20 protein-coding genes are annotated in these 24,437 nt (G+C 60.7%); 8 read left to right on the forward strand and 12 right to left on the reverse strand.

The genetic code is table 11. The features are described 5' to 3' along the window. Window positions 1–89: 89 nt before the first annotated feature. Window positions 90–1,082: an NAD-dependent epimerase/dehydratase family protein gene (locus AC1Q8Q_RS06330; RefSeq protein ID WP_033043457.1), complete on the reverse strand. Its 993-nt coding sequence runs from the start codon at window positions 1,080–1,082 to the stop codon at window positions 90–92. 56 nt (window positions 1,083–1,138) lie between these two features. Next, on the reverse strand, window positions 1,139–2,032 hold the full coding sequence (locus AC1Q8Q_RS06335; protein ID WP_492614897.1) for a LysR family transcriptional regulator ArgP: 894 nt from the start codon (window positions 2,030–2,032) through the stop codon (window positions 1,139–1,141). Window positions 2,033–2,128: 96 nt separating this feature from the next. On the opposite strand from AC1Q8Q_RS06335, the gene AC1Q8Q_RS06340 reads away from it, so the two are divergent. The 3 genes from AC1Q8Q_RS06340 to AC1Q8Q_RS06350 all read left to right on the forward strand — a co-directional run bounded on the left by AC1Q8Q_RS06340 (window position 2,129) and on the right by AC1Q8Q_RS06350 (window position 3,913). After that, complete coding sequence (locus AC1Q8Q_RS06340) at window positions 2,129–2,530, forward strand: ACT domain-containing protein (RefSeq protein WP_083349693.1); 402 nt, start codon at window positions 2,129–2,131, stop codon at window positions 2,528–2,530. A gap of 6 nt (window positions 2,531–2,536) precedes the next feature. Next, window positions 2,537–3,139 carry a LysE/ArgO family amino acid transporter gene (locus AC1Q8Q_RS06345; protein ID WP_033043445.1) on the forward strand — a complete coding sequence of 201 codons (603 nt, stop codon included), beginning with the start codon at window positions 2,537–2,539 and terminating at the stop codon, window positions 3,137–3,139. Between the two features lie 177 nt (window positions 3,140–3,316). After that, entirely contained in the window at window positions 3,317–3,913 is a 597-nt protein-coding gene (locus tag AC1Q8Q_RS06350; protein ID WP_033043443.1) for a superoxide dismutase, read from the forward strand. A 118-nt stretch (window positions 3,914–4,031) separates the two neighbouring features. Here AC1Q8Q_RS06350 and AC1Q8Q_RS06355 read toward each other — a convergent pair whose 3' ends face one another. After that, a complete protein-coding gene (locus tag AC1Q8Q_RS06355) occupies window positions 4,032–4,343 on the reverse strand; it encodes a YqfO family protein (protein WP_020799463.1) in 312 nt (103 codons plus the stop codon). A gap of 5 nt (window positions 4,344–4,348) precedes the next feature. After that, entirely contained in the window at window positions 4,349–8,245 is a 3,897-nt protein-coding gene (gene purL, locus AC1Q8Q_RS06360; RefSeq protein ID WP_020799462.1) for a phosphoribosylformylglycinamidine synthase, read from the reverse strand. Window positions 8,246–8,530: 285 nt separating this feature from the next. Between purL and mltF the strand changes: the two genes are divergently transcribed. Next, window positions 8,531–9,991, forward strand: coding sequence for a membrane-bound lytic murein transglycosylase MltF (mltF, locus tag AC1Q8Q_RS06365; RefSeq protein ID WP_020799461.1), 1,461 nt, complete (start codon window positions 8,531–8,533; stop codon window positions 9,989–9,991). Between the two features lie 112 nt (window positions 9,992–10,103). Here the strand turns inward: mltF and pdxJ are convergent, their stop codons facing one another. The 8 genes from pdxJ to lptF form a co-directional block, all read right to left on the reverse strand. Next, a complete protein-coding gene (gene pdxJ / locus AC1Q8Q_RS06370; protein ID WP_033039429.1) occupies window positions 10,104–10,844 on the reverse strand; it encodes a pyridoxine 5'-phosphate synthase in 741 nt (246 codons plus the stop codon). 49 nt (window positions 10,845–10,893) lie between these two features. Then, the gene (gene recO / locus AC1Q8Q_RS06375; RefSeq protein ID WP_020799459.1) at window positions 10,894–11,577 is read right to left on the reverse strand and encodes a DNA repair protein RecO; all 684 of its coding nucleotides are present in this window, start codon (window positions 11,575–11,577) and stop codon (window positions 10,894–10,896) included. Window positions 11,578–11,732: 155 nt separating this feature from the next. Continuing rightward, window positions 11,733–12,635: a GTPase Era gene (gene era / locus AC1Q8Q_RS06380; RefSeq protein ID WP_020799458.1), complete on the reverse strand. Its 903-nt coding sequence runs from the start codon at window positions 12,633–12,635 to the stop codon at window positions 11,733–11,735. Continuing rightward, on the reverse strand, window positions 12,628–13,317 hold the full coding sequence (rnc, locus tag AC1Q8Q_RS06385; protein ID WP_018927089.1) for a ribonuclease III: 690 nt from the start codon (window positions 13,315–13,317) through the stop codon (window positions 12,628–12,630). Before rnc ends, era begins: the two co-directional genes overlap by 8 nt. Before the next feature lie 184 nt (window positions 13,318–13,501). After that, a complete protein-coding gene (gene lepB, locus AC1Q8Q_RS06390; protein WP_020799457.1) occupies window positions 13,502–14,356 on the reverse strand; it encodes a signal peptidase I in 855 nt (284 codons plus the stop codon). A 5-nt stretch (window positions 14,357–14,361) separates the two neighbouring features. Continuing rightward, the gene (lepA, locus tag AC1Q8Q_RS06395) at window positions 14,362–16,161 is read right to left on the reverse strand and encodes a translation elongation factor 4 (protein ID WP_020799456.1); all 1,800 of its coding nucleotides are present in this window, start codon (window positions 16,159–16,161) and stop codon (window positions 14,362–14,364) included. Between the two features lie 171 nt (window positions 16,162–16,332). Further along, window positions 16,333–17,394 carry an LPS export ABC transporter permease LptG gene (gene lptG / locus AC1Q8Q_RS06400; RefSeq protein ID WP_020799455.1) on the reverse strand — a complete coding sequence of 354 codons (1,062 nt, stop codon included), beginning with the start codon at window positions 17,392–17,394 and terminating at the stop codon, window positions 16,333–16,335. Next, window positions 17,387–18,505: an LPS export ABC transporter permease LptF gene (lptF, locus tag AC1Q8Q_RS06405; RefSeq protein WP_492614898.1), complete on the reverse strand. Its 1,119-nt coding sequence runs from the start codon at window positions 18,503–18,505 to the stop codon at window positions 17,387–17,389. The genes lptG and lptF overlap by 8 nt, the downstream gene beginning before the upstream one ends. 418 nt (window positions 18,506–18,923) lie before the next feature. Between lptF and AC1Q8Q_RS06410 the strand changes: the two genes are divergently transcribed. From AC1Q8Q_RS06410 to AC1Q8Q_RS06425, 4 genes are all read left to right on the forward strand, one after another. Continuing rightward, window positions 18,924–20,414, forward strand: coding sequence for a leucyl aminopeptidase (locus AC1Q8Q_RS06410; RefSeq protein ID WP_033039432.1), 1,491 nt, complete (start codon window positions 18,924–18,926; stop codon window positions 20,412–20,414). 61 nt (window positions 20,415–20,475) lie between these two features. Next, entirely contained in the window at window positions 20,476–20,904 is a 429-nt protein-coding gene (locus AC1Q8Q_RS06415) for a DNA polymerase III subunit chi (protein ID WP_020799451.1), read from the forward strand. A gap of 8 nt (window positions 20,905–20,912) precedes the next feature. Further along, window positions 20,913–21,302 carry a hypothetical protein gene (locus AC1Q8Q_RS06420; RefSeq protein ID WP_020799450.1) on the forward strand — a complete coding sequence of 130 codons (390 nt, stop codon included), beginning with the start codon at window positions 20,913–20,915 and terminating at the stop codon, window positions 21,300–21,302. Between the two features lie 208 nt (window positions 21,303–21,510). Beyond that, a complete protein-coding gene (locus AC1Q8Q_RS06425) occupies window positions 21,511–24,357 on the forward strand; it encodes a valine--tRNA ligase (RefSeq protein ID WP_020799449.1) in 2,847 nt (948 codons plus the stop codon). Window positions 24,358–24,437: the final 80 nt, after the last annotated feature.

Here is a 24,437-nt window from a genome sequence, read left to right on the forward strand (position 1 = left end):
CACGGTGTTGGCTTGATGCGGCGCAGTATAACCCCCCACGGCCGCAACGATTGACCCCGAAGCCCAACCTCGGTTCAGTGAAGCCGATTTCAGCGAATGTCCTGGGCCTTCCACCAGGCGCAGAATTCATCGAGCGCCGTCCAGAGACTGACCTTGGGGTCGTAGTCCAGATAATGCCGGGCGCGACTGATATCCAGGGTGAAATTTTTCTTCATGACCTGCATGCCCAGTCGCGACAGGGTGGGTTCGGGACGACCCGGCCACAACTTGCAGAACCCCTCATTGAGCGCCGCGACACTGTAGCCCAGGCCGTAGGAACGGTAGCGCGTGACTTGTGGGACTTCCATTTTACGCATGACGTAATTGACCACATCCCACAACGGGATCGGCGCGCCGTTGCTGATGTTGTACACCTTGCCCAGGGCTGAACCAGTGGCCAGCAAACTGCTGAGCAACGCTTCATTGAGGTTGTGCACGCTGGTGAAGTCGACCTTGTTCAAACCGTTGCCAATGATCGCCAGGCGCCCCTTGCGCTGCATCTTGAGCAACCGCGGGAAGATGCTCATGTCACCGGCCCCGGTCACGAAACGCGGGCGCAGCGCCAGGGTTTCGAGGCCAAACTCCTGGGCGCCGAAAACTTTTTGCTCGGCCAGGTACTTGGTCGCGGCGTACGGGTGCTTGAAGCGTTTAGGCACCTGCTCTTCGGTCAATCCCAGATGATCGCGACCATCGAAATAGATCGACGGCGACGACAAGTGCACCAGGCGCCGAACCCGCTGCTTCAGGCAGGCTTCAACCACGTTTTCGGTGACCTGGACGTTGCCCAGGTGAAAATCCTGATAACGCCCCCACAGGCCAACGGCACCGGCGCAATGCACCACGGCCTCGACCTCGGAGCACAGGTCGCGTGCCAGCAGCGGATCGCACAAGTCGCCCTGGATAAACTCCGCGCCACGGCGCACCAGATGTTCGACGCTTTCGGCCCGGCGACCGTTGACCCGCACGTCCAGGCCCTGCTCCAGGGCGAAACGCGCAAAGCGCCCGCCAATGAAGCCGCTTGCGCCGGTGACCAGAATCTTCATGTAGTGCTCCGAATATTTCGTTTTTTGCGTATTGCGTGAGGTCTTGACGCTGCCTGTCAGCCCAACGGCACCAACCATTGCCGGGACACCTGCACCAATTGCTCGGTCAGCAACCCCAGCAACTGACCGCCATTGCGCCAATGATGCCAGTACAGCGGCACGTCAATCGGTTTATCTGGCAAAAGCTCCAGCAAAATGCCGCGCTCCAGTTGTTCGCGCACCTGAAGTTCCGGCACCAGGCCCCAGCCAAGCCCGGCCTCGGTGAGGCGGATAAAGCCTTCAGACGATGGGCAAAGATGGTGTTCGAAACCGCCATCGACGCCCAGGGATGCCAGGTAGCGATGCTGCAGGAAGTCGTCCGGGCCGAACACCAGCGCAGGAGTCCGGGCCAACTGATCGGCGCGCACGCCTTGGGGAAAGTGCCGCGCAATGAAGGCCGGGCTGGCCAATGCACGGTAACGCATCGCCCCGAGCAATACGCTGCGCGCACCGGCTACCGGGCGCTCACTGGCACACAGGCACGCCGCGACTTCACCTGCGCGCATGCGCTTGAGGCCGACGGTCTGGTCCTCGACCACCAGATCCATCAACAGGTGGTGTTGCGCGCAAAATTCCCCCACCGCCTGGGCCCACCAGGTCGCGAGGCTGTCGGCATTCAGGGCGATTCGCAGGCGTTCCGGCAGGCCCTCGTCGTCCAGCGCCGGCACCAGCGTTTGCAGATCCCGCTCAAGCAGACGTACCTGCTGCACATGGTTGAGCAGCCGCCGGCCGATCTCGGTCGGCGACGGCGGCGTGCCGCGCACCAACACCGGCTGGCCGACCCGCGCCTCAAGCAATTTGATGCGCTGGGAGATAGCCGATTGCGACAAACCCAACACCTGGGCTGCCCGTTCAAAACCGGCCTGCTCGACCACCGCAGCCAGGGCAGAAAGCAATTTATAGTCGAACATCAGTTTTCCTAATGAGCGATCAGCAATATTGGTTTTTCTTATACAGGTTACTACTGGAAAATGGCCAGCACGAACTCTTGCACAAGGATCCTCCTCATGGCTGGCGAAACTTCACTGGCAACGCTACTGCGCAGCATGAGCCCGCAACTCAATGCCGGCGAGTACGTGTTCTGCACCCTGGCCAACGGCCAATTGCCCGCGGGCCTGGAAATCATCGGCAGCTTTCGCGAGCAGGAAGGCCTGACCGTAATTCTCGAACGCTCCCATGCAGAACAGGCTGGATACAGCTTCGACTACATCGCCGCGTGGATCACCCTGAACGTGCATTCGGCCCTCGAAGCCGTCGGACTGACCGCCGCGTTCGCCACGGCCCTGGGCCATGCCGGCATCAGCTGCAATGTGATCGCCGGTTACTACCACGACCATTTGTTTGTCGGCCAGGCCGACGCCGAACGCGCGATGCAAGTGCTGCGCGACCTGGCAGCCAACGCGGAGTAAAAAATAATGTGGCAAAGCTATATCAACGGCCTGTTGGTGGCCTTCGGCCTGATCATGGCGATCGGCACGCAGAACGCATTCGTACTGGCGCAAAGCCTGCGACGTGAACATCACCTGCCGGTGGCGGCACTCTGCGTGGCCTGCGATGCATTACTGGTGGCCGCCGGGGTATTCGGCCTGGCCACGGTGCTGGCACAAAACCCGACCCTGCTCGCCATTGCCCGTTGGGGCGGCGCGGCGTTTCTGTTGTGGTATGGCAGCCAGGCGTTGCGTCGGGCCTGCTCCAGACAGAGTCTGCAACAAGGTGAGAACCAGACCGTTCGTTCGTTGCGCGCGGTGATGCTCAGTGCGTTGGCGGTTACCCTGCTCAACCCGCACGTTTACCTGGACACCGTTCTGTTGATTGGCTCCCTCGGCGCCCAGCAAACGGAGCCCGGCGCTTATGTAGTTGGGGCGGCCAGTGCGTCATTGCTGTGGTTCTTTACCTTGGCACTCGGTGCGGCATGGCTAGCGCCGTGGCTGGCGCGGCCAAGTACCTGGCGAATTCTTGACCTGTTGGTGGCGGTGATGATGTTCGCCGTAGCATTACAGCTGATCAGCGCCGGCTGATTTATTCCAAAAGGCTCTGGAACCTCTATTCCACACAGATGTTGCGTGGTTATGCCGCACCCCCGGTGCTATGATCCGACCCGATGCGCCGCAAAGAGTACAAACTCCCCGGCGCTTGTCTGGCCGCCCGTGATCGGCCTTGCGCTCACCGCAACTGACCTGATTAGGAGAATCATAATGGCTTTCGAATTGCCGCCGCTGCCGTACGCACACGATGCCCTGCAGCCGCACATTTCCAAGGAAACCCTGGAATTTCACCACGACAAGCACCACAACACCTATGTCGTGAACCTGAACAACCTGGTGCCTGGCACCGAGTTCGAAGGCAAGACCCTGGAAGAAATCGTCAAGACTTCCTCGGGCGGCATCTTCAACAACGCCGCTCAAGTGTGGAACCACACTTTCTACTGGAACTGCCTGGCGCCAAACGCTGGCGGTCAACCAACCGGCGCGCTGGCTGACGCCATCAACGCAGCCTTCGGTTCGTTCGACAAGTTCAAGGAAGAGTTCAGCAAGACTTCCATCGGCACTTTCGGTTCCGGTTGGGGCTGGCTGGTGAAAAAGGCTGACGGCTCCCTGGGCCTGGCCAGCACCATCGGTGCCGGCAACCCGCTGACCAACGGCGACACCCCGCTGCTGACCTGCGACGTTTGGGAACACGCTTACTACATCGACTACCGCAACCTGCGTCCGAAGTACGTTGAGGCGTTCTGGAACCTGGTTAACTGGAAGTTCGTGGCTGAGCAGTTCGAAGGCAAAACCTTCACCGCTTAAGCTCGACGCTCCTGAAAAACCCGGCTTTCATGCCGGGTTTTTTACGCCCGAAGAAAAATACAGGCAATAAAAAACCCGCTGACGAATCAGCGGGTTTTTTATTGCCGCGACCAAAGGATCAGAAATCCTCCAACCGCCACACTTCGTATGCCGGCGTCTCGTAGGGGTGACTCTGTTTCAGAGCCGCCACCACCGAGCCAATCAACTCATCGGCCACCACAAGCTCGACCTTCCATTCCTCCACCCGCTCGACCTGCCCCGCCTCGCCAATGAACGGCTGACTGCCGTCCAGTGGGCGAAACTGGCCCTGGCCCAACACCTGCCAGGCACAGTGATCGTAAGCGCCGATCCGCCCGCCACCGGCAGCGAATACGGCACTTTTGACCACTTCGACATGGCTGTCGGGAACGAAGAAAGCGAGCTTGTACACAGCTATCAGTTCACCCACACACGCGCATTACGGAACATACGCATCCAAGGCGCGTCTTCGTTCCAGTCTTCCGAACGCCACGAGTTCTGCACGGCACGGAACACACGCTCCGGGTGCGGCATCATGATGGTCACGCGACCGTCGCGGCTGGTCAAACCGGTGATCCCGCGCGGCGAGCCGTTCGGGTTGGCCGGGTAGGTTTCGGTGACCTTGCCATGGTTGTCGACGAAACGCATCGCCACGCAACCGGACAGATCAGCTTCCAGCAACGCTTCTTCGCTGGCGAACTCGGCATGGCCTTCACCGTGGGCGATGGCGATCGGCATGCGCGAACCGGCCATGCCCTGCAGGAAGATCGAGTTCGACTCCTGGATCTGCACCATCGCCACGCGCGCTTCGAACTGCTCGGAACGGTTACGCACGAAGTGCGGCCAGAACTCGCTGCCCGGGATCAGCTCGTGCAGGTTGGACATCATCTGGCAACCGTTGCACACGCCGAGGGTGAAGCTGTCGTTACGCTCGAAGAAACCCTGGAACGCATCGCGGGCGCGGCTGTTGAACAGCGCCGACTTGGCCCAGCCTTCACCGGCGCCGAGTACGTCACCGTAGGAGAAGCCGCCGCAGGCAACCAGGCCCTTGAACTCGTTCAGGTCGACACGACCGGCCAGGATGTCGCTCATGTGCACGTCGATCGCGTTGAAACCAGCGCGATCGAACGCGGCAGCCATTTCCACCTGACCGTTGACGCCCTGCTCACGCAGCACGGCAACCTGTGGGCGGATGCCTTTCTTGATGTAAGGCGCGGCGATGTCCTGGTTGACGTCGTAGCTGAGCTTGACGCTCAGGCCCGGGTTGTCTTCTTCCAGCAGCACGTCGAACTCTTGATCGGCGCAGTCGGCGTTGTCACGCAGACGCTGGATCTGGTAGCTGGTCTCGGCCCACTGGCGTTGCAGCAGACGACGCTGGCCTTCGAACACGGTGTCACCGTTGAAGGTGATGTTGATCTGGCCATTGTTGATCGGCTGGCCGATCACCGACACGCACTCGCCAAGGCCGGCAGCGCTGAATTGCGCCAGGATGTCGGCGGTAGCGTCCTGGCGAACCTGGATCACGGCGCCCAGTTCTTCGTTGAACAGGATCGCGGCGATGTCAGCAGACGTTTCTGCCAGGCCGTCGAGGTTCAGGCTCAGGCCGCAATGACCGGCGAAGGCCATTTCCACCACGCTGGTCAGCAGACCACCGTCGGAACGGTCGTGGTAAGCCAGCAGGTGACCGTCGGCGTTGAGGCCCTGGATCACCGCGAAGAAGGCTTTCAGGTCTTCGGCGTCGTCGACGTCCGGAGCCTGCTTGCCGAGCTTGCCATGCACCTGGGCCAGGATCGAGGCGCCCATGCGGTTCTGGCCACGGCCCAGGTCGATCAGGATCAGGTCGGTGGTGCCCTTGTCCATGCGCAGTTGCGGGGTCAGGGTCTGACGGATGTCAGTCACTGGCGCGAAACCGGTCACGATCAGGGACATTGGCGAGGTCACGGCCTTGTCCACGCCTTCATCGTTCCAGCGAGTGGCCATGGACATCGAGTCCTTGCCCACTGGAATGGTGATGCCCAGCTCAGGGCACAATTCCATGCCGACCGCTTTCACGGTGTCGTACAGACGTGCGTCTTCACCCGGGTGACCGGCAGCGGACATCCAGTTCGCCGACAACTTGATGTCGGAGATCTTGCCGATACGCGAAGCGGCGATGTTGGTCAGGGTTTCGCCGATGGCCATGCGGCCCGACGCCGGAGCGTCCAGCAGTGCCAGCGGAGTGCGCTCGCCCATGGCCATGGCTTCACCGGTGTAGACGTCGAAGCTGGTGGCGGTGACGGCAACGTCGGCCACCGGCACCTGCCATGGGCCGACCATTTGGTCACGGGCCACGAGGCCGGTGATGGTGCGGTCGCCGATGGTGATCAGGAAGCTCTTGCTCGCGACGGCCGGGTGATGCAGGACGCGCTCGACGCAATTGCCGATGTCGAGGGTCGACGGATCGAAATCGTCGCCCAGCTCGTTTTCACGCACTACCGAACGGTGCATGCGCGGGGCTTTGCCCAACAGCACTTCGAGCGGCATGTCCACCGGGCTGTTGCCGAAGTGGCTGTCGGTGACGGTCAGCTGCGGCTCGGCCGTGGCTTCGCCGACGACGGCAAACGGGCAACGCTCACGTTCGCAGATCGCCTTGAAGCGATCGAAGTCGGCCGGGCCGACTGCCAGCACGTAGCGTTCCTGGGATTCGTTACTCCAGATTTCGTGCGGGGCCATGCCCGGCTCGTCGTTTGGAATGTTGCGCAGTTCGAAACGGCCACCACGGTCGCCGTCATTGACCAGTTCCGGGAAGGCGTTGGACAGGCCGCCCGCACCCACGTCGTGGATGAAGCTGATCGGGTTCTTGTCGCCCAGTTGCCAGCAACGGTCGATGACTTCCTGGCAGCGACGCTCCATCTCAGGGTTTTCACGCTGCACGGAGGCGAAGTCCAGGTCTGCCGAACTGGTGCCGGTGGCCATGGAAGAAGCCGCGCCGCCGCCCAGGCCGATCAACATCGCCGGGCCGCCGAGCACGATCAGCTTGGAGCCGACCACGATCTCGCCTTTCTTGACGTGTTCTTCACGGATGTTGCCCATGCCGCCAGCCAGCATGATCGGCTTGTGGTAACCGCGCACTTCATCACCGTGCGGGGTGCTGATCGACTGTTCGAAGGTACGGAAGTAGCCGGTCAGTGCCGGACGACCGAATTCGTTGTTGAACGCAGCGCCGCCCAGTGGGCCTTCGATCATGATGTCCAGCGCGGTAACGATGCGCTCGGGCTTACCGTACGGCACTTCCCACGGCTGTAAGAAGCCCGGGATCTGCAGGTTGGACACGGTGAAACCGGTCAGGCCAGCTTTTGGCTTGGCGCCACGACCGGTCGCGCCTTCGTCACGAATCTCGCCACCGGAACCGGTGGACGCGCCCGGGAACGGGGCAATCGCGGTCGGGTGGTTATGGGTTTCAACCTTCATCAGGATGTGCACCGGCTCCTGCACCGCGCCGTACTGGCGGGTTTCGGGGTCCGGGAAGAAACGCCCGGCCACGGAGCCGACGATCACCGAGGCGTTGTCCTTGTAAGCCGACAGAACGCCCTCGCTGTGCATCACGTAGGTGTTCTTGATCATGCCGAACAGGCTTTTTTCCTGGCTTTCGCCGTCGATGTCCCAACTGGCGTTGAAGATCTTGTGACGGCAGTGCTCGGAGTTCGCCTGGGCGAACATCATCAGTTCGATGTCGTGCGGGTTGCGCTTCAAGCCGACGAAGGCGTTGACCAGGTAGTCGATTTCGTCTTCAGCCAGGGCCAGGCCCAGCTCGGTGTTGGCTTTTTCCAGCGCGGCGCGGCCGCCACCCAACACGTCGATCGCGGTCAGGGGCTTGGGTTCGGCGTGGCTGAACAGGCCGGCAGCCTGTTCGAGGTTGCCCAGGACGATCTGGGTCATGCGGTCGTGCAGTGCGTCGGCGATCAACTGGGCTTCAGCGTCGCTGAACTGGCCAGCCACATAGAAGGCAATGCCGCGCTCGATACGCTGGATCTTGGTCAGGCCGCAGTTGCGAGCGATGTCGCTGGCCTTGCTCGACCAGGGCGAGATGGTGCCGAAACGTGGCAAAACCAGGAACAGACGACCGGTCGGCTCCTGGACCGGAACGCTTGGACCGTACTTCAGAAGGCGCGCAAGCACCTGCTGTTCGTCGCCGGTCAGGTCGCCGGTAACTTCGGCGAAGTGAGCGAATTCAGCATACAGGCCACTGACAGCCGGAACCTTCTGGCTCAGTTGCTCAAGGAGCTTGCTGTGGCGAAAGGCAGAAAGGGCAGGAGCGCCGCGCAGGATCAACATCTTCGGGACAGCCTCGGGAAGGGGTGTGCTTTGAGGCCGTGCATTCTAGCCTAAACAGCCAGCGACAGCACCCGAAACGCTACGCACGGTTGCACTCGAGTGCCGATCTGTGTTTCTGCCCCGAAAGTCAGGTTAACCCGCCGGGTGACGACAGCTTATTTTTACTGTATCAAAATGCTGAAAAGGCCCGTTCCAGTGGGGTTTTGGCGGCTTTTGCGATCTCTAGCAGACTACCCTGTTGCTGTCGAGATATGGCGCTCGTGGTCCTTTGCGTATACTGCGCAAATGTTTTCCCCAACGGCTTTGCGTCCGCGGTACGCCAAATGGCTGATCGCAACCGGACTCTTCCTGATGCTCAGTGGCTGTGTTGATAAACCCAACACACTGGAGCGCGTAAAGGAGGATGGTGTGCTGCGGGTGGTTACCCGTAACAGCCCCGCCACCTACTTTCAGGATCGCAACGGTGAAACCGGCTTCGAATACGAGCTGGTGAAGCGCTTCGCCGACGATCTGGGGGTCGATCTCAAGATCGAGACGGCCGACAACCTCGACGACCTGTTCAATCAGGTGGGCAAGCCCAATGGCCCGGTCCTGGCGGCTGCCGGCCTGGTCAGCAGCGAAGCACGCAAAAAACAGGTGCGGTTCTCCCATCCCTACCTGGAAGTCACCCCACAGGTCATCTACCGCAACGGCAAGTCGCGCCCTACCGACGCGAAAGACCTGGTCGGCAAGAAGATCATGGTGCTCAAGGGCAGCACCCATGCCGAGCAGCTCGCACAGCTGAAACAGAAATTTCCCGGTATCGAATACGAAGAATCCGACGCGGTCGAGGTCGTGGATCTCCTGCGCATGGTCGACGAAGGTCAGATCGATCTGACATTGGTAGACTCCAATGAAGTCGCGATGAACCAGGTGTACTTCACCAACATCCGCGTTGCCTTCGACCTGGGTGACGCCAGCAACCAGAGCTGGGCCGTGGCGCCGGGCGACGACAACAGCCTGCTCAACGAGATCAACGAGTATCTGGACAAGGTCAAGAAAAACGGCACCCTGCAACGCCTGAAGGACCGTTATTACGGGCATGTCGATGTACTCGGCTACATGGGCGCGACCACGTTCGCCCAGCACTTGCAGCAGCGCCTGCCCAAGTACGAACCGCACTTCAAGGCCTACGCCAAGAAAGAACAGGTCGACTGGCGCCTGCTGGCGGCGATCGGTTATCAGGAGTCCCTGTGGCAACCGACCGTGACGTCCAAGACCGGTGTGCGCGGCCTGATGATGCTGACCCAGAACACCGCGCAAGCCATGGGCGTGTCCAACCGCCTCGATCCCAAGCAGAGCATCATGGGCGGCGCCAAGTACCTGGCCTACATAAAGGATCAGCTCGACGAGTCGATCCAGGAACCGGATCGCACCTGGTTTGCCCTGGCCGCCTACAACGTCGGCAGCGGTCACCTTGATGACGCCCGCAAGCTGGCGGCCAAGGAAGGGTTGAATCCCGACAAATGGCTGGACGTGAAAAAAATCCTGCCGCGCCTGTCCGAGAAGAAGTGGTACAGCAAAACCCGTTACGGCTACGCCCGTGGCGGCGAGCCCGTGCATTTCGTGGCGAACATCCGTCGCTACTACGACATCCTGACCTGGGTAACGCAGCCGCAGCTTGAAGGCGATCAGGTCGCCGAGGGCAACCTGCATGTGCCGGGCATCGACAAGACCAAGCCGGCCCAGGAACCTGCCCCGCTCTAACAGACACCTCAATCAAATGTGGGAGCCGGCTTGCTCGCGATGGTCGTCAATGATGACGCGAAAAACCTGATGCCCCGCGGCGCCCTCAGGTTTTTCGCGAGCATGCTCGCTCCTACCGGGCAGCCGCCAGAATCAGCGCCTTCATCTCCGAAACCGCCGACTTGAAGCCCACGAACAACGCATGGGCTACCAGCGCATGGCCGATGTTCAGTTCGTTGATGCCCTTGATCGCGGCCACCGCCTCGACGTTGTGATAGTGCAGACCGTGGCCGGCATTGACGATCAGGCCCTGCGCCAGGCCGAACGCTACGCCGTCGGCGACGCGCTTTAGCTCTTCAGCCACTTCGGTCGGCGTCTCGGCATCGGCATAACGACCGGTGTGCAGTTCGATGGCTGGCGCACCGACGCGACGCGATGCTTCGATTTGCCGTTCGTCGGCATCGATGAACAGCGACACTTCAGAGCCAATCCTCGACAGGCGCTCCACAGCAGCCTTGATCCGCGCCTCCTGCCCCGCCACGTCCAGCCCACCTTCGGTGGTCAACTCCTGGCGGGTTTCCGGCACCAGGCAGATATGCGCCGGACGGATGCGCTCGGCGAATTGCATCATTTCTTCAGTGACGCCCATTTCGAAGTTCATGCGGGTTTGCAGCACGTCCTTGAGCACCAGCACGTCGCGCTCCTGGATGTGCCGGCGGTCTTCGCGCAGGTGCACGGTGATGCCATCCGCGCCCGCCTCTTCCGCATCCAGTGCCGCCTTGACCGGATCCGGGTAGCGCGTGCCCCGGGCCTGACGCAGGGTGGCAACGTGGTCGATGTTCACGCCAAGAAGAATGCGGGTGCTGGTGGTCACGGAAGCGCTCCAGAATAAGAAAAAGTTCGGTGCACAGCATACGGGGAGACTACGGCTTGCGAAACAGCTCGCGACTGACCAGTGGACGACCGCCCAAGTGAACAGCCAGTGCCTGGCGCATCAAACGCTTGGCCGCTGACAATGCACCAGGGGCACTCCAGTCAGCTTCAGCCATGGCCAGCAATTCGGCGCCGTTGAACAAACCGGGCTGCAGCAGATAGACCCGCTCCAGCCCCGCATCCACCTGCAAACGGTAGAGACCGTCTGGCGCAACGGGTTCGTCGTGGATATCGGTAGTCAATGAAAAGCCGTAGCCCAGGTCATCCAGCAAGCGCCATTCGAACGAACGCAGTAACGGCTCCAACGCCCGACCTTCGGCCAGGGCGAGCAAGGTCGCGGCGTAGTGATCGAACACCGAAGGGAAAGGGTCTTCGGCGGGTAGCAGGCGAATCAACAGCTCATTGAGATAAAGACCGCTGAACAGTGCCTCACCGTTGAGCCAGGTGGCGATGCCGGCGCTCTCCATGCGCCCAACATTTTTCAGCTCGCCACGCCCGCGAAACTCGACCTCCAGCGGCACGAACGGCCGCGCCAGCGTCCCGGCCTTGCCCCGCGCACTGCGCAATACCGCCCGCAGCCGACCTTGCGGCGTGAGGAAGTCCACCAAGGCGCTGTTTTCGCGGTAGGCACGGGAATGGAGGACGTAGGCGGGTTGGGGGATGGGTTGGGACATGGAGCTCTCAATGATGGATCGCGATTTTGCTGACAACCCAAAACCACTGTGGGAGCGAACCTGTTCGCGAAAGCGGTGGAACAGTCAACATCAATGCTGAATGTTACATCCTCTTCGCGAGCAGGCTCGCTCCCACAGTGGATCGTTATGCAGTCTTAGAGGTCGCCGTAGCCCAGCGAACGCAGGGCACGCTCGTCGTCGGACCAGCCGCCCTTCACCTTGACCCACAGGTTGAGCATGATCTTGGAGTCGAACAACAGCTCCATGTCCTTGCGCGCTTCAGTGCCGATGCGCTTGATGCGCTCGCCCTTGTCGCCAATGATGATCTTTTTCTGGCCATCACGCTCGACGAGGATCAAGGCATGGATATGCAGGGTCTTGCCCTGCTGCTTGAACTCTTCGATTTCGACGGTGATCTGGTACGGCAGCTCGGCGCCCAACTGGCGCATGATTTTTTCGCGTACCAGCTCGGCGGCGAGGAAACGGCTGCTGCGGTCGGTAATCTGGTCTTCCGGGAAGAAGTGATCGTTTTCCGGCAGATGATCAGCGATGACTTTTTCCAGCGCGTCGAGGTTGTGCCCGTGCTGCGCCGAAATCGGGATGATCTGTGCGTTCGGCAACTGCTCCTGCAACCAGCTCAGGTGCGGCATCAGCTCGGCCTTGTCTTCGATGCGATCGGTCTTGTTCAGCGCAACGATCAGCGGGCCGGTCACGTATTGCACGCGCTCGAGGACCATCTGGTCTTCGTCGGTCCACTTGGTGCGATCCACCACGAAGATCACCACGTCGACGTCTTTCAACGCCGCCGAAGCGGTCTTGTTCATGTAGCGGTTCAAGGCCTTTTCGCCGCCCTTGTGCATACCGGGCGTATCGACGTAGATCGCCTGCACATCACCCTCGGTCTTGATGCCGAGCATGTTGTGACGGGTGGTTTGCGGCTTGCGCGAGGTGATCGCCAGCTTTTGGCCGAGGATGTGGTTGAGCAGCGTGGACTTGCCCACGTTCGGACGGCCGACGATGGCAACATAGCCACAGCGCGTTGCGTTTGTATCAGTCATTGCCATTCTCCACACCCAGGGCAATCAGTGCTGCGGCGGCCGCTACCTGTTCGGCAATACGACGGCTCACACCCTGACCTCGGCTTTTTTCATTCAATAGGATGATTTCACATTCGACGAAGAACGTCCGGCAATGCGGTTCACCCTGGATATCCACCACTTCGTAACGCGGCAGCTCGCAACCACGGGACTGCAGGAATTCCTGCAGGCGGGTTTTTGGATCTTTGTTGGTGTCGACCAGCGTCAGGCCTTCGAACTCCCCGGCCAGCCAGGCCAGCACGCGCTCGCGCGCCACTTCCATGCCGGCGTCCAGGTAGATCGCGCCAATCAGCGCTTCCAGGGCATCGGCCAGAATCGACTCGCGACGAAAACCGCCGCTTTTCAGTTCGCCGGAGCCCAGGCGCAGGTACTCGCCCAGATCGAAACCACGGGCCAGTACGGCCAGGGTCTCACCCTTGACCAGGCGTGCACGCAAACGCGACAACTGGCCTTCGCGGGCCAGCGGGAAGCGATCGAACAGCGCCTCGCCAGCAACGAAGTTGAGGATGGCATCACCGAGGAATTCCAGGCGTTCGTTGTTACGCCCGGCAAAACTGCGGTGAGTCAGGGCCAGGACCATCAGTTCCTGATCCTTGAAGGTATAGCCGAGCTGACGCTCGAGACGGCTTAAGGAGACGCTCACGGTTTACCCACGCTGAGTTCGTGGTTGGATTCCACCGCCATCGCCGGGAGTCGGCGCAGGCCTGGGACAATTAACGCTGTGTTCAAAAATAACGTCCTGAATATCGTTGTTTTCATGCCTCTGTCGCCGATTGTGCCGACTCCAGAAATGCATTCGGCGCTGTGTTGAACAGCGCCGTGCTTGATTACTGGATCAGGCCAACCCGCGAGAAATTCGGCAGGTGACTGAGTTTGGGTTCCGGCCAGCTCATCCAGACCGCGAAGGCCTTGCCGACGATATTCTTGTCGGGAACCATGCCCAGCAGATCCTTGGGAATGGCTGGATCATCCCAGTAGCGACTGTCGTTGGAGTTGTCGCGGTTGTCGCCCATCATGAAGTAGTGCCCGGCAGGCACTGTCCATGTACGGTCCGGTGTTGCGCGATAGCGACTCATTTCCTTGCGGATCAAGTGCTCGGCGACACCGAGTTTTTCCTTGTAGAGCTCGGCACTGCCCAGCGTGCCCGGCTCGGAGCCGACCAGCTTTTCGGCAATCGACTCACCGTTGACGAACAGACGCTTGTCAGCGGTGTACCGCACCGTATCGCCCGGCAGCCCCACTACACGCTTGATGTAGTTGACGTTCGGATCACTCGGATAGCGGAACACCATCACATCGCCACGCTGTGGCTCACCGACTTCGATGATTTTCTTGTCGATCACCGGCAAGCGAATCCCGTAGGAAAACTTGCTCACCAGAATGAAGTCGCCGACGTCCAGGGTCGGTTTCATCGAGCCCGATGGGATCTGGAACGGTTCCACCAGGAACGAACGCAGCACCAGTACGATGAACAGCACCGGGAAGAACGACTTGCCGTATTCGACCAGCAACGGTTCCTTGCCCAGTTTCTCGATCACCACCCCATCAGGCTGGCTGACGCTGCCCTGATAGGAGGCGATGGCGGCACGCCGACGCGGCGCCAGGATCAACAGATCAAGCAACGCCAACAGGCCGCAGACGAATACGGCGATGACCAGCAACAGCGGGAAATTTAGTGACATAGGACCTAACTATCCAACCTGAGCACGGCAAGGAAGGCTTCTTGTGGAATTTCCACGTTGCCGACCTGCTTCATGCGTTTCTTACCGGCCTTTTGCTTTTCCAGCAGCTTTTTCTTACGGCTCACGTCACCACCGTAGCATTTGGCCAATACGTTCTTTCTGAGCGCCTTGACGGTTGTACGCGCCACAATCTGCCCGCCAATGGCGGCCTGGATTGCCACGTCGAACATCTGCCGCGGAATCAGTTCTTTCATCTTCTCGGTCAACTGGCGACCTTTGTAGTGCGCATTGTCACGGTGCACGATCAACGCCAGCGCGTCGACCTTGTCGCCGTTGATCAGCACGTCCAGTTTCACCAGACTAGCCGATTGGTAACGATCGAAATGGTAATCCAGCGAAGCATAGCCGCGACTGGTGGATTTCAGGCGATCGAAGAAGTCCAGGACCACTTCGTTCATCGGCAAGTCGTAGGTCACTTGTACCTGGGAGCCCAGGAACAGCATGTCGACCTGCACACCACGTTTTTCGATGCACAACGTAATGACGTTACCCAAGTGCTCTTGCGGCACAAGGATATTGGCGCGCACGATCGGCTCGCGCATGTCTTCGATGGAAGACAGGTCCGGCAACTTCGACGGGTTATCGACGTAGATCGTCTCGCCGGTCTTGAGCAGCAGCTCGAAGATTACCGTCGGCGCCGTGGTGATCAGGTCCAGGTCATACTCGCGCTCCAGGCGCTCCTGGATGATTTCCATGTGCAGCATGCCGAGGAACCCGCAACGGAAGCCGAAGCCCAGGGCGTCAGAGCTTTCCGGGGTGTACTGCAGCGACGAATCGTTCAGGGTGAGCTTTTGCAGGGCCTCACGGAAATCTTCGAAGTCGTCGGAGCTGACCGGGAACAGACCGGCGTAGACCTGCGGCTGGATGCGCTTGAAACCTGGCAGCACATCGACGTCCGGCGTCGAACTCAAGGTCAGGGTGTCGCCCACGGGGGCACCGTGAATGTCCTTGATGCTGGCGATGATGAAGCCCACTTCACCGGCCTTCAGGTCAGCGGTAGGGGTGTGTTTCGGGTTGAATACACCGACGCTGTCCACCAGGTGGATCTTGCCAGTGGACTTGACCAGGATCTTGTCACCCTTCTTCACGCGGCCGTGACGCACGCGCACCAGGGACACGACGCCCAGGTAGTTGTCGAACCAGGAGTCGATGATCAACGCTTGCAGCGGATCTTCGATGTTGCCGGTGGGTGCAGGAATGGTGGTAACCAGACGCTCCAACACCTCATCGACGCCCAGGCCGGTCTTGGCAGAGCAAGTGACCGCGTCGGTGGCATCGATGCCGATGATTTTTTCGATTTCTTCTTTTACGCGGTCCGGATCAGCCTGTGGCAGGTCGATCTTGTTCAGCACCGGCATCACTTCCAGGCCCTGTTCGATCGCCGTGTAGCAGTTGGCAACCGACTGCGCCTCAACGCCTTGACCGGCATCGACCACCAGCAGCGCGCCTTCACAGGCGGCCAGCGATCGGCTCACCTCATAGGTGAAGTCAACGTGACCTGGAGTATCGATGAAATTCAGCTGGTAAGTGACGCCATCACGAGCCTTGTAGTAAAGCGTGACGCTGTGCGCCTTGATGGTGATCCCGCGCTCGCGCTCAAGATCCATGGAATCCAGTACCTGGGCTTCCATTTCACGCTCGGCCAGGCCGCCGCACATCTGGATGAAGCGATCGGCCAGCGTCGACTTGCCATGGTCAATGTGGGCGATGATGGAGAAATTGCGGATATGACTCAAATCACTCACGGATCAACACTCAAAAAGGCTGCAGGCATAGCCCGCCGAAAAATAGCCGGGAATTGTACCTGATCCACGGCGCAAGCGTCACGTTTGCAGGCCAGACGGCCCGTACAAAAACGCCCCGGTCTTGTGACAGGGGCGTTTTTTATCAGCAGCGAAGCGATGAACAAGTCGCCATCAACCGGCGCGACGCAGCAACCACAGCCCCGCCAGGGCACAGACACCGGCTGGCACGAGCACCGCAAACAGTGGCGAAAAACCGAAGACCAGGCTTGAAGGCCCCAACAAATCCTGGGCAATGCGGAAGGTGAAACCGACCAGCACACCGGTAAATACCCGCTGACCGAGGGTCACCGAGCGCAACGGACCAAAGATGAAGGAGATCGCCATCAGCACCAGGGCAGCGGTAACCAGCGGCTGCAACACCTTGACCCAAAATGCCAGCCAGTAACGGCCATTGTTCAGCCCCTGCTCAGCCAGATAGTGGATATAGCCCCACAGCCCCGAGATCGACAGCGATTCCGGCGCCATGACGACGGTGCTCAGCAACTGCGGGCTCAATGCCACATCCCAGCGCTCGACCGGGGCGCTCACCACTTCAGTGTTCCTTTCGTGGAACACCGTGGTGGTGACATCGGACAACTGCCAGTGATCCTTGTCGAACTCGGCGCGCTTGGCGAAGCTCGCCGACAGCATGTGCCGCTCCTTGTCGAAGTGGTAGCGGGTCACGCCGTACAGCAGGCCATTGGGTTGTACGGAGTTGACGTGGATGAATTCGTCACCCTGGCGATGCCACAAACCGTGTTTGGCGCTTTGCGCATCGCCACTGCCCTGGGCCAGCGAGCGGTTGGCCTGGGCGGTGCTTTCAGTCGCCGGCGCGACGTATTCGCCAATCAGCACTCCCACCACCATCAGCACCAGCATCGGCTTCATGACCGCCCAGACGATCCGCCCGATGGACACGCCAGCCGCACGCATGATGGTCAGTTCACTGTTGCTGGCCAGGCTGCCGAGACCGATCAGGCAACCGATCAAGGCTGCCATCGGCAGCATGTCGTAGAGCCGGCGTGGTGCCGTCAGCAGCACGTAGCTCATGACGTCGAGCAATGTATAGGTATCACTGGCATCGCCCATCTCGTCGATGAACGCAAACAACGTGGCCAGGCCGAGAATAATCCCCAATACCGCCAGGATCGCCATGAACACACTGCTGCCGATGTAGCGGTCGAGCTTAACCACGGGCCACCTCCAGCGCACTGCGGCGACTCGCCATCTTCAAGCGCAAAGGCTCCCAATAGAGCAGACCCAGGCCAATGGCCAGGAATATCCCATGCACCCACCATAAGCCCAGCGCTGGTGGGATCTTGCCCTTTTCAAGCGCACCGCGAGCGGCAATCAGGATAGTCAGGTAGGCCATATAAAGAAGGATTGCCGGCAACAACTTGAGGAAACGTCCCTGGCGCGGGTTGACCCGCGACAACGGCACCGCCATCAAGGTGACGATGAACACCAGCAACGGCAGGGACAAGCGCCATTGCAGCTCGGTGCGAGAACGCAGGTCATCGCTGCCCAGCAAGGAGCTCGTGGGCATCGCGTCACGGTCGGTCACTTCGTCGCTGACGTCCGGCTTGGGGAGCAGCACGCCGTATTCGTCGTACTTGATCGCCCGGTAATCGGCCTGCCCCGGACTGCCGTCATAGCGGTAGCCATTATCGAGGATCAGGTAGCGGTTACCGTCGGGGCGGATTTCCTGGCGGCCTTTTTCCGCCACCAGCACGGAGATCCCGCGATCCTTGTTGTCGGAACCGAGGTTCTTTTGCGAGATGAAGACCCCCGCCAGATGGACGCGGTCATCAGACAACTGCTCGGTATAGGTCACCCGCGTGCCATCGCGCAGGGCCTGGAAACGGCCAGGCTCCAGGGTGTCGAACTCGGTCAGGGCGTCCTGCTTGTTCAGCAGCAGCTGGAACTGATTGGCGCCTTGTGGCGCCAGGCTCAGGCTCAACCAGGCAACGACCAGCGCAACCAGGGTGGCCGGAAACAGGGTCATGCGAAACAGGCGTTGTTGGCTCATGCCCGTGGCCGACAGCACGGTCATCTCGCTCTCAAGGTACAGGCGGCCGTAGGCCAGCAGTATCCCGAGAAACAGGCCCAGCGGCAGGATCAGTTGCAGGAATCCCGGCAGGCGAAAACCCATGATGAGGAACAGTGAGCCCGGATCCAGTTGACCCGAAGCGGCCTGCGCGAGGTACTTGATGAAGCGTCCACTCATGATGATGACCAGCAGCACCGCACTGACGGCACTCAAGGTCAACAGGACTTCGCGGGATAGATAACGAAAGACGATCAAACCAGACACTCCAGGGTTGTCAGGCTATGGCGGCCAAACAAGCAAACACGTCAGACAGCCCGCAAGGCAGGGCCGCCGAAAAAAAGATTGCGCATTATCCTGTGATTGGGTGCGCCTGTCACTGCGCAATGCATGGGGAGGACTGTAGGAGCGAGCGCTCCGGGCGGCGATCCGACGATGGTCGTCAACGATAACGCGGGAAGTCTAAAGCCCCTCGGCGGCCTCAGGTTCTTCGCGAGCAGTCGAGCGTCGACCGGCTGCTCCCACAATCTACAACCGAGGGTTGTCAGGCGCCGCTGGCGAGGTTCAAACTGCCGCCTTCGTCGCCGGTCGATCCTGGCGCCTTTCTATTTATAAGCAAGCGCTGCCCATACCTTGTCCAGCGCTTGCTATTGACCATCAATTCAGGGATCCGGACATGGAACTGGTTGTAAAAAGCGTCAACCCGCAAACGTTGAAAACCGCCACGCTGGTGGTTGCCGTCGGCGAGGGCCGCAAGCTCGGCGCCGTTGCCAAACAGCTCGACGAACTCAGCGCTGGCGCCATCAGTGCCGTACTCAAGCGCGGCGACCTGGCCGGCAAGGTTGGCCAGAGCCTGTTACTGCACAGCCTGCCGAACCTGAAAGCCGAACGCGTATTGCTGGTCGGCGTGGGCAAGGACGAAGAACTGGGTGACCGCCCGTTCCGCAAAATCGTTGCCGGCATCCTCAACACGCTCAAAGGCCTGGGTGGCAGCGACGCCGTGCTGGCCCTGGACGAAATCGTGGTCAAGGGCCGCGACAGCTATGGCAAGACCCGCCTGCTGGCCGAAACCCTGGTGGACGGCGAATACCAGTTCGACCAGTTCAAGAGCCAGAAAGCCGAGCCGCGCGCGCTGAAGAAAATCACCCTGGTGACCATCAAGGCCGCCGAGGCTGAAGTGCAACGCGCCGTGACCCACGCCACCGCCATCGCCAACGGCATGGCGTTTACCCGTGACCTGGGCAACCTGCCGCCGAACATCTGCCACCCGACCTTCCTCGGCGAGCAAGCGAAAAACCTCGGCAAGCAATTCAAGGACCTGAAAGTCGAAGTCCTCGACGAGAAAAAGATCAAGGCCCTGGGCATGGGCTCGTTCTACGCCGTCGGCCAGGGCAGCGCCCAACCGCCACGCCTGATCGTCATGCAATATAACGGTGGCAAGAAGTCCGAGAAGCCCTACGCCCTGGTCGGTAAGGGCATCACGTTCGACACCGGCGGCATCAGCCTCAAGCCGGGTGCCGGCATGGATGAAATGAAGTACGACATGGGCGGCGCCGCCAGCGTGTTCGGCACCGTGCGTGCCGTGCTCGAACTGAAACTGCCGATCAACCTGGTGTGCATCCTGGCTTGCGCCGAGAACATGCCCAGCGGCAACGCTTCGCGCCCGGGCGACATCGTTACCACCATGAGCGGCCAGACCGTGGAAATCCTCAATACCGACGCCGAAGGCCGTCTGGTGCTGTGCGACGCCCTGACCTACTCCGAGCGATTCAAGCCGCAAGCGGTGATCGACATCGCCACCCTGACCGGCGCCTGCGTGGTTGCACTGGGCTCCCATACCTCGGGCCTGCTGGGCAACAACGAGCAATTGATCGACCAACTGCTCAGCGCCGGCAAGGCTGCCGACGACCGCGCCTGGCAACTGCCGCTGTTCGATGAGTACCAGGAGCAGCTGGACAGCCCGTTCGCCGACATCGCCAACATCGGCGGTCCGAAAGCCGGCACCATCACCGCGGCTTGCTTCCTGTCGCGCTTCACCAAGAACCTGAACTGGGCGCACCTGGACATCGCCGGCACCGCCTGGACCAGCGGCGGCAAGGACAAGGGCGCCACCGGTCGTCCGGTTCCGCTGCTGACCCAATACCTGCTGGACCGTGCCAAAGCCTGAAACCAATGACCCTGGGGCGACGTCACTTTTGGGCGACGTCGACCCGGGCTCAGGAACCGCAATGACCAAAGTCGACTTTTATATCCTGCCCAGCGCCGATCCTTCGGCGCGGCTGGACTTCGCCTGCAAGCTCACCGAAAAAGCCTGGCGCATGGGCCATCGCGTCTACCTGCATTGCAGCGATGCGGCCCAGCGTGACGATCTCGATGCGCGCCTGTGGGCATTCAAGGGTGAAAGCTTCGTGCCCCACGGCCCCGCTGAAAATGAGCCCGACAGCCTGATCGTGCTGGGCGTTGGCGATGACTGCGGTTCGCATCAGGACCTGCTGGTCAATCTCGACCTGAAAGTACCGGCCTTTGCCCAGCGTTTCGCCCGCGTGGCGGAAGTGGTGGTTGAAGATCCGGTCATACGCACGGCTGCGCGGGAGAGTTTCCGTTTCTACCGCGAACAGGGCTATCCTCTGCAAGATCACCGTTTACAGCGACTCTGAGCATTCCGATGGACACTCCAAAACCGCTGCAACAATCCGCGCACCTGCTGGACGACCTCGAGTCGATCCGCCAACTGCTCGGCGATGACAACCTGCAACCACCGCTGCTGACCGACACGGTCGAGGAAGGTGACCAGGAACAGATCCCGATGTTGTTCGACACCGTCCGCGAACCCGCGCCGGCCGTCGCACCAACACCCCTCAAACCTGCTGCCGAACCCGCGCCGAGCGCCAATCAGAACGCCGACGCCCTGCTCTACCTCGACAGCGAACTGCGCGCCGCTGCGCAATTGATCATGCAAGACGTGATCGACGACTTCGCGCCGCACATCGAAACCGAAATCAAACGCCGCCTCAGCGCGCGCATGGAACGGCTTCTCAGTCAGTACAACGACTGAGCCACACACTGCCCCCCCCCTGTGGGAGCGAGCCTGCTCGCGAAGGCGGTGTAACAGTCACCCTTTAAGTCGACTGGCACAACGCTTTCGCGAGCAGGCTCGCTCCCACATTCGCTCTGCGCCTGTCTGCACCTGCTCGCCCTATCCTTGATGCCCCGCTATACTCGTCGGCTTTTCCTGAATTAATGCCAATAGGGTCCCGCCGCGCATGGATAAGACCTACCAGCCGCACGCCATTGAAACTTCCTGGTACAACACCTGGGAGTCAGAGAATTACTTCGCCCCGCAAGGCGCGGGCGAGTCCTACACCATCATGATCCCGCCGCCGAACGTCACCGGCAGCCTGCACATGGGACACGGCTTCAACAACGCGATCATGGACGCCCTGATCCGTTTCCGCCGCATGCAGGGTCGCAACACCCTGTGGCAACCGGGTACCGACCACGCCGGTATCGCCACGCAAATGCTGGTGGAGCGTCAACTCGAAGCCCAGGGCCAGAATCGCCACGACCTGGGCCGCGACAAATTCCTCGAGAAAGTCTGGGAATGGAAGGATCAGTCCGGCGGCAATATCAGCCGTCAGATCCGTCGTCTCGGCTCGTCCGTGGACTGGAGCCGCGAGCGCTTCACCATGGATGACGGCCTCTCGGAAGCCGTGAAGGAAGCGTTCGTGCGCTTGCACGAAGACGGCCTGATCTACCGCGGCAAGCGCCTGGTCAACTGGGACACCAAGCTGCACACGGCGATTTCCGACCTTGAAGTGGAAAACCACGACGAAAAAGGTTTCCTGTGGAACCTGAAGTACCCGTTGGCCGATGGCGCCAAGACCGCTGAAGGCAACCCGTTCCTGATCGTCGCGACCACCCGCCCGGAAACCATGCTCGGCGACTCCGCCGTCGCGGTTAACCCGAACGATGAGCGCTACAAAGCCCTGATCGGTAAATTTGTCGAGCTGCCGCTGGTCGGCCGCCGCATCCCGATCATCGCCGACGATTACTGCGATCCCGAATTCGGCACCGGCTGCGTGAAAATCACCCCGGCCCACGATTTCAATGACTACGAAGTCGGCAAGCGCCACAACCTGCCGCTGCTGAACATCTTCGACAAGAACGCCCATGTCTTGCCAGCCGTTCAGGCGTTCAACCTCGATGGCACTTTGAACGAAACGATCGACGGCAAGATCCCGGCCGAGTATGCCGGCCTGGACCGTTTCGAAGCGCGTAAACAGATCGTTGCGGCGTTCGAGGCTGCGGGCCTGCTGGTCAGCGTCGACGATCACGCCCTGAAAGTACCGAAAGGCGACCGTTCCGGCACCATCATCGAGCCGTGGCTGACCGACCAGTGGTATGTGTCCACCAAGCCGTTGGCCGAACCTGCGATTGCCGCCGTCGAGGACGGTCGCATCCAGTTCGTGCCGAAACAGTACGAAAACATGTACTTCTCGTGGATGCGTGACATCCAGGACTGGTGCATCAGCCGTCAGCTGTGGTGGGGCCACCGGATTCCAGCCTGGTACGACGAGTCGGGCAAAGTCTACGTCGGTCGCGACGAAGCCGAAGTGCGCGCCAAGCACAACCTCGGCCCGGACGTCGCGCTGCAACAGGACAACGACGTACTCGACACCTGGTTCAGCTCGGGCCTGTGGACCTTCTCCACGCTCGGCTGGCCGGAACAGACCGAATTCCTGAAGAAATTCCACTCCACCGACGTCCTGGTCACCGGCTTCGACATTATTTTCTTCTGGGTTGCCCGGATGATCATGCTCACCATGCATTTGGTGAAGAACGAAGACGGCACACCGCAGGTGCCGTTCAAGACCGTGTACGTGCACGGCCTGGTGCGTGATGGCCAAGGCCAGAAGATGTCCAAGTCCAAGGGCAACGTCCTGGACCCACTGGACATCATCGACGGTATCGAGCTCGAAGAGCTGGTGCAGAAACGCACCTCCGGCATGATGCAGCCGAAACTGGCGAAGAAGATCGAGAAGCAGACCCGTGAAGAGTTCGCCGAGGGTATCGCCAGCTACGGCACCGACGCCCTGCGCTTCACCTTCTGCTCGCTGGCGTCCACCGGTCGCGACATCAAGTTCGACATGGGCCGCGTCGAAGGCTATCGCAACTTCTGCAACAAGATCTGGAACGCCGCGCGCTACGTGCTGGACAAGGGCGAAGACTGCGGCCAGAACGGCGAAGCCTACGAGCTCTCTCTGGCTGACCGCTGGATCATTTCGCAGCTGCAACGCACCGAAGCCGAAGTCACCCGCCAGCTCGACCAGTTCCGTTTCGACCTGGCCGCGCAAGCCTTGTACGAGTTCATCTGGAACCAGTATTGCGACTGGTACCTGGAACTGTCCAAGCCAGTGCTGTGGGACGAAAACGCCCCGGTCGAACGCCAGCGCGGCACCCGTCGCACCCTGGTTCGCGTGCTCGAAGTTGCCTTGCGCCTGGCGCACCCGTTCATGCCGTTCATCACCGAAGAAATCTGGCAGCGCGTCGCGCCGCTGGCCGGTATCGAAGGCAAGACGATCATGCTGCAACCTTGGCCAGTGGCCAATGAAGCGCGCATCGACCAGGCCGCCGAAGACGACATCGAATGGCTCAAGGGCCTGATGCTCGGCACGCGTAACATCCGTGGCGAGATGAACATCGGCCCGGGCAAACCGCTGCCGCTGTTCCTGAAGAACGTCAGTGCAGAAGACCAGCGTCGCCTGACCGAGAACGAAGCCCTGCTGAAGAAGCTGGCGCGCCTGGAATCGATCACCGTGCTGGCTGCTGGCGAAGAAGCACCGCTGTCCGCCACTGCCCTGGTCGGCGAGATGGAAGTGCTGGTGCCAATGGCTGGCCTGATCGACAAAGGTGCCGAGCTTGCGCGCCTGGACAAGGAAATCCAGCGTCTGCAAGGCGAAGTGCAACGCGTCGGCGGCAAGCTGTCCAACGCCGGGTTCGTTGACAAGGCTCCGGCCGAAGTCATCGACAAGGAACGCGCCAAACTGGCCGAAGCCGAACAGGCTCTGGGCAAGCTGGCCGAGCAGCATGCGCGGATTGCCAGTCTGTAACGGCAAATCGCAATAAAAAAGGGAGGCCCAAGTGGCCTCCCTTTTTTATGCCCGCCACTTTCTCTCAAACACCTTGAATC

It is taken from the genome of Pseudomonas sp. GW823-FHT06B06, assembly GCF_058795195.1.